The sequence below is a fragment of the Snodgrassella sp. CS2 genome (assembly GCF_050310315.1).
GTDB lineage: Bacteria > Pseudomonadota > Gammaproteobacteria > Burkholderiales > Neisseriaceae > Snodgrassella > Snodgrassella alvi_E.
The window spans coordinates 1-5655 of the sequence record NZ_JBNPBA010000016.1 but is presented as its reverse complement, the minus strand read 5'-3'; the positions used below and the strand labels follow the sequence as shown (position 1 = coordinate 5655).

1 protein-coding gene, 2 tRNA genes and 3 rRNA genes are annotated in these 5655 nt (G+C 50.4%); 5 read left to right on the top strand and 1 reads right to left on the bottom strand.

Annotation, left to right across the window (positions count from 1 at the left end):
* Window positions 1–233: 233 nt before the first annotated feature.
* The 5 genes from ACQP6D_RS10870 to rrf all read left to right on the top strand — a co-directional run bounded on the left by ACQP6D_RS10870 (window position 234) and on the right by rrf (window position 5448).
* A 16S ribosomal RNA gene (locus ACQP6D_RS10870) occupies window positions 234–1772 on the top strand.
* 77 nt (window positions 1773–1849) lie between these two features.
* Window positions 1850–1926: transfer RNA gene (locus ACQP6D_RS10865), tRNA-Ile, on the top strand.
* A gap of 16 nt (window positions 1927–1942) precedes the next feature.
* Window positions 1943–2018, top strand: a tRNA-Ala gene (locus tag ACQP6D_RS10860).
* 317 nt (window positions 2019–2335) lie between these two features.
* Window positions 2336–5225, top strand: a 23S ribosomal RNA gene (locus tag ACQP6D_RS10855).
* Window positions 5226–5335: 110 nt separating this feature from the next.
* A 5S ribosomal RNA gene (rrf, locus tag ACQP6D_RS10850) occupies window positions 5336–5448 on the top strand.
* Together the 16S, 23S and 5S rRNA genes with 2 tRNA genes alongside form the textbook arrangement of a ribosomal RNA operon.
* A gap of 66 nt (window positions 5449–5514) precedes the next feature.
* On the opposite strand, the gene ACQP6D_RS10845 is transcribed toward rrf, so the two are convergent.
* The coding region (locus ACQP6D_RS10845) for a tRNA (cytidine(34)-2'-O)-methyltransferase (protein WP_427858210.1) at window positions 5515–5655 on the bottom strand (141 nt) is incomplete at its 5' end.

Below are 5655 nucleotides of genomic sequence, written 5' to 3'. Positions count from 1 at the left end.
AGGGGCGTATAGTTCGCCTTCTTCGCTGAGACGCGAGCCGAAACGAACGAAACAGTTTAAAGTAGAACGCAGTCGAAAGCAACGCTCTTTAACAGAACAGATTACCGATAAGTGTGAGTGCGGATAAGCCTCACACTGATTCAGAGGGACAGGATAGTAATAAATCTTGTCAATAACTTTGAAGCAGACCAGTGATACTGAAGGGAACTTCAGGATTACAACAAGCTAAGATTAAACATAAGAGTTTGATCCTGGCTCAGATTGAACGCTGGCGGCATGCTTTACACATGCAAGTCGAACGGCAGCACGGAGAGCTTGCTCTCTGGTGGCGAGTGGCGAACGGGTGAGTAATGCATCGGAACGTACCGAGTAATGGGGGATAACTGTCCGAAAGGATGGCTAATACCGCATACGCCCTGAGGGGGAAAGCGGGGGATCTTAGGACCTCGCGTTATTTGAGCGGCCGATGTTGGATTAGCTAGTTGGTGGGGTAAAGGCCTACCAAGGCGACGATCCATAGCGGGTCTGAGAGGATGATCCGCCACATTGGGACTGAGACACGGCCCAAACTCCTACGGGAGGCAGCAGTGGGGAATTTTGGACAATGGGGGGAACCCTGATCCAGCCATGCCGCGTGTCTGAAGAAGGCCTTCGGGTTGTAAAGGACTTTTGTTAGGGAAGAAAAGCCGGGTGCTAATACCACCTGGTGCTGACGGTACCTAAAGAATAAGCACCGGCTAACTACGTGCCAGCAGCCGCGGTAATACGTAGGGTGCGAGCGTTAATCGGAATTACTGGGCGTAAAGCGAGCGCAGACGGTTAGATAAGTCAGATGTGAAATCCCCGAGCTCAACTTGGGACGTGCATTTGAAACTGTCTAACTAGAGTGTGTCAGAGGGAGGTAGAATTCCACGTGTAGCAGTGAAATGCGTAGAGATGTGGAGGAATACCGATGGCGAAGGCAGCCTCCTGGGATAACACTGACGTTCATGCTCGAAAGCGTGGGTAGCAAACAGGATTAGATACCCTGGTAGTCCACGCCCTAAACGATGACAATTAGCTGTTGGGGCACTAGATGTCTTAGTAGCGAAGCTAACGCGAGAAATTGTCCGCCTGGGGAGTACGGTCGCAAGATTAAAACTCAAAGGAATTGACGGGGACCCGCACAAGCGGTGGATGATGTGGATTAATTCGATGCAACGCGAAGAACCTTACCTGGTCTTGACATGTACGGAATCTCTTAGAGATAGGAGAGTGCCTTCGGGAACCGTAACACAGGTGCTGCATGGCTGTCGTCAGCTCGTGTCGTGAGATGTTGGGTTAAGTCCCGCAACGAGCGCAACCCTTGTCATTAGTTGCCATCATTAAGTTGGGCACTCTAATGAGACTGCCGGTGACAAACCGGAGGAAGGTGGGGATGACGTCAAGTCCTCATGGCCCTTATGACCAGGGCTTCACACGTCATACAATGGTCGGTACAGAGGGTAGCGAAGCCGCGAGGTGAAGCCAATCTCAGAAAGCCGATCGTAGTCCGGATTGCACTCTGCAACTCGAGTGCATGAAGTCGGAATCGCTAGTAATCGCAGGTCAGCATACTGCGGTGAATACGTTCCCGGGTCTTGTACACACCGCCCGTCACACCATGGGAGTGGGGGATACCAGAATTGGGTAGACTAACCGCAAGGGGGTCGCTTAACACGGTATGCTTCATGACTGGGGTGAAGTCGTAACAAGGTAGCCGTAGGGGAACCTGCGGCTGGATCACCTCCTTTCTAGAGAAAAGAAGAGGGTTATTCGCATTCACACTTATCGGTAAACTGAAAAGATGCGAGAAGAGACTGAATAAACTGGGTTTGTAGCTCAGCTGGTTAGAGCACACGCTTGATAAGCGTGGGGTCGGAGGTTCAAGTCCTCCCAGACCCACCACTTATTTAAGAAGAGAGGGGGCATAGCTCAGTTGGTAGAGCACCTGCTTTGCAAGCAGGGGGTCATCGGTTCGATCCCGTTTGCCTCCACCACACTTTGGAAATTAAATTGAGTTTATCTGGAAGCAGATGAAGCGGAAGCTGAATTTAATTTGCGAAGTAACGCATCGATCTTTAACAAATTGGAAAGCCGAAATCAACAAACAAAGATTGAGGCATGGAAGCTGAGTCTGGAGACGGATGAAGTGGAAGTGCTGAAAGAATTGGGTGATGATTGTATCGCTGAGCAACGAAGACAAAAGGCGTTGTTCAGACAACCAAGAAGTAAGCTTTATGAGAGTAGGGAGCTTAAGTCATGATTACAGGTCAACGGTAGTTGTGATGAAGTCAAGAGGTTCTTGAAATGATAGAGTCAAGTGAATAAGTGCATCAGGTGGATGCCTTGGCGATGATAGGCGAAGAAGGACGTGTAAGCCTGCGAAAAGCGTGGGGGAGCTGGCAATAGAGCTGTGATCCCGCGATATCCGAATGGGGAAACCCACCATGTAAAAGCATGGTATCCTAAACTGAATACATAGGTTTAGAGAAGCGAACCTGGAGAACTGAACCATCTAAGTACCCAGAGGAAAAGAAATCAACCGAGATTGCGCAAGTAGTGGCGAGCGAACGCGTAAGAGCCTGTATATGATAGTCACTGAGATAGAAGAACAAGCTGGGAAGCTTGGCCACAGAGGGTGATAGCCCCGTATTTGAAATTTCAGAGATGGTACTAAGTATACGAGAAGTAGGGCGGGACACGAGAAATCCTGTCTGAATATGGGGGGACCATCCTCCAAGGCTAAATACTCATCATCGACCGATAGTGAACCAGTACCGTGAGGGAAAGGCGAAAAGAACCCCGGGAGGGGAGTGAAATAGAACCTGAAACCTGATGCATACAAACAGTGGGAGCGGAGTAATCCGTGACTGCGTACCTTTTGTATAATGGGTCAACGACTTACATTCAGTAGCGAGCTTAACCGATTAGGGGAGGCGCAGGGAAACCGAGTCTTAATAGGGCGACGAGTTGCTGGGTGTAGACCCGAAACCGAGTGATCTATCCATGGCCAGGTTGAAGGTGCCGTAACAGGTACTGGAGGACCGAACCCACGCATGTTGCAAAATGCGGGGATGAGCTGTGGATAGGGGTGAAAGGCTAAACAAACTCGGAGATAGCTGGTTCTCCCCGAAAACTATTTAGGTAGTGCCTCGAGCAAGACACTGATGGGGGTAAAGCACTGTTATGGCTAGGGGGTCATTGCGACTTACCAACCCATGGCAAACTAAGAATACCATCAAGTGGTTCCTCGGGAGACAGACATCGGGTGCTAACGTCCGGTGTCAAGAGGGAAACAACCCAGACCGCCAGCTAAGGTCCCAAATGACAGATTAAGTGGTAAACGAAGTGGGAAGGCCCAGACAGCCAGGATGTTGGCTTAGAAGCAGCCATCATTTAAAGAAAGCGTAATAGCTCACTGGTCGAGTCGTCCTGCGCGGAAGATGTAACGGGGCTCAAATCTGTAACCGAAGCTGCGGATGTCAGGCAACTGACATGGTAGGGGAGCGTTCTGTAGGCCGAAGAAGGTGTGTTGAGAAGCATGCTGGAGGTATCAGAAGTGCGAATGTTGACATGAGTAGCGATAAACAGGGTGAAAAGCCCTGTCGCCGAAAACCCAAGGTTTCCTACGCAACGTTCATCGGCGTAGGGTGAGTCGGCCCCTAAGGCAAGGCAGAGATGCGTAGTCGATGGGAAACAGGTTAATATTCCTGTACTTGATTCAAATGCGATGTGGGGACGGAGAAGGTTAGGTCATCGATCTGTTGGAATAGATCGTTTAAGCCGGTAGGTGGAGCACTTAGGCAAATCCGGGTGCTTAACGCCGAGAAGTGATGACGAGTGTCTAAGGACACGAAGTGACTGATACCACGCTTCCAGGAAAAGCCACTAAGCTTCAGTTTGAATGAAACCGTACCGCAAACCGACACAGGTGGGTAGGATGAGAATTCTAAGGCGCTTGAGAGAACTCAGGAGAAGGAACTCGGCAAATTGATACCGTAACTTCGGGAGAAGGTATGCCTCTGATGGTGAAAGATTAACTCTGTAAGCTATTAGAGGTCGCAGAGAATAGGTGGCTGCGACTGTTTAATAAAAACACAGCACTCTGCAAACACGAAAGTGGACGTATAGGGTGTGACGCCTGCCCGGTGCTGGAAGGTTAATTGAAGATGTGCAAGCATCGGATCGAAGCCCCAGTAAACGGCGGCCGTAACTATAACGGTCCTAAGGTAGCGAAATTCCTTGTCGGGTAAGTTCCGACCCGCACGAATGGCGTAACGATGGCCACACTGTCTCCTCCTGAGACTCAGCGAAGTTGAAATGGTTGTGAAGATGCAATCTCCCCGCTGCTAGACGGAAAGACCCCGTGAACCTTTACTGTAGCTTTGCATTGGACTTTGAAGTCACTTGTGTAGGATAGGTGGGAGGCTAAGAAGCAGGAACGCTAGTTTCTGTGGAGCCGTCCTTGAAATACCACCCTGGTGACTTTGAGGTTCTAACCCGGATCCATTATCTGGATCGGGGACCGTGCATGGTAGGCAGTTTGACTGGGGCGGTCTCCTCCCAAAGAGTAACGGAGGAGTTCGAAGGTTACCTAGGTCCGGTCGGAAATCGGACTGATAGTACAATGGCACAAGGTAGCTTAACTGCGAGACCGACAAGTCGAGCAGGTGCGAAAGCAGGACATAGTGATCCGGTGGTTCTGAATGGAAGGGCCATCGCTCAACGGATAAAAGGTACTCCGGGGATAACAGGCTGATTCCGCCCAAGAGTTCATATCGACGGCGGAGTTTGGCACCTCGATGTCGGCTCATCACATCCTGGGGCTGTAGTCGGTCCCAAGGGTATGGCTGTTCGCCATTTAAAGTGGTACGTGAGCTGGGTTTAAAACGTCGTGAGACAGTTTGGTCCCTATCTGCAGTGGGCGTTGGAAGTTTGACGGGGGCTGCTCCTAGTACGAGAGGACCGGAGTGGACGAACCTCTGGTGTACCGGTTGTGACGCCAGTCGCATCGCCGGGTAGCTAAGTTCGGAAGAGATAAACGCTGAAAGCATCTAAGCGTGAAACTCGCCTGAAGATGAGACTTCCCTAGGGATTTAATCCCTCTAAAGAGACGTTCGAGACCAGGACGTTGATAGGTCGGGTGTGGAAGAGTGGTAACACTTGGAGCTAACCGATACTAATTGCTCGTGAGGCTTGACTCTATCATTTGAAGGACTTCGCACACAGAAGGTGTGCAAGGTAAATGATAAAGCTTACTGATGAGAATACAAGCATCACCAAGATTAAGGCTTTCTGATTTGACAGTTTAAAGTCTGGCGGCCATAGCGGGTTGGTCCCACGCCTTCCCATCCCGAACAGGACCGTGAAACGACCTAGCGCCGATGATAGTATGGATGCCCATGTGAAAGTAGGACACCGCCAGACACCCATTAAGAAGAACCCAGTAGATAGTCTACTGGGTTTTTTGCTTTGTGCTGAATGAGAAACTGGTTAAGACAAACCGGCGAACCCCTGCTGCCGTAGAGCTTCGTACACTACGATGGCCGCTGCGTTGGATAGATTCAGTGAGCGGATATGGGAAGTCTGAGGGATACGCAGGCAGTGATCTGCTCTGGCCTGTGCGAACTCCTG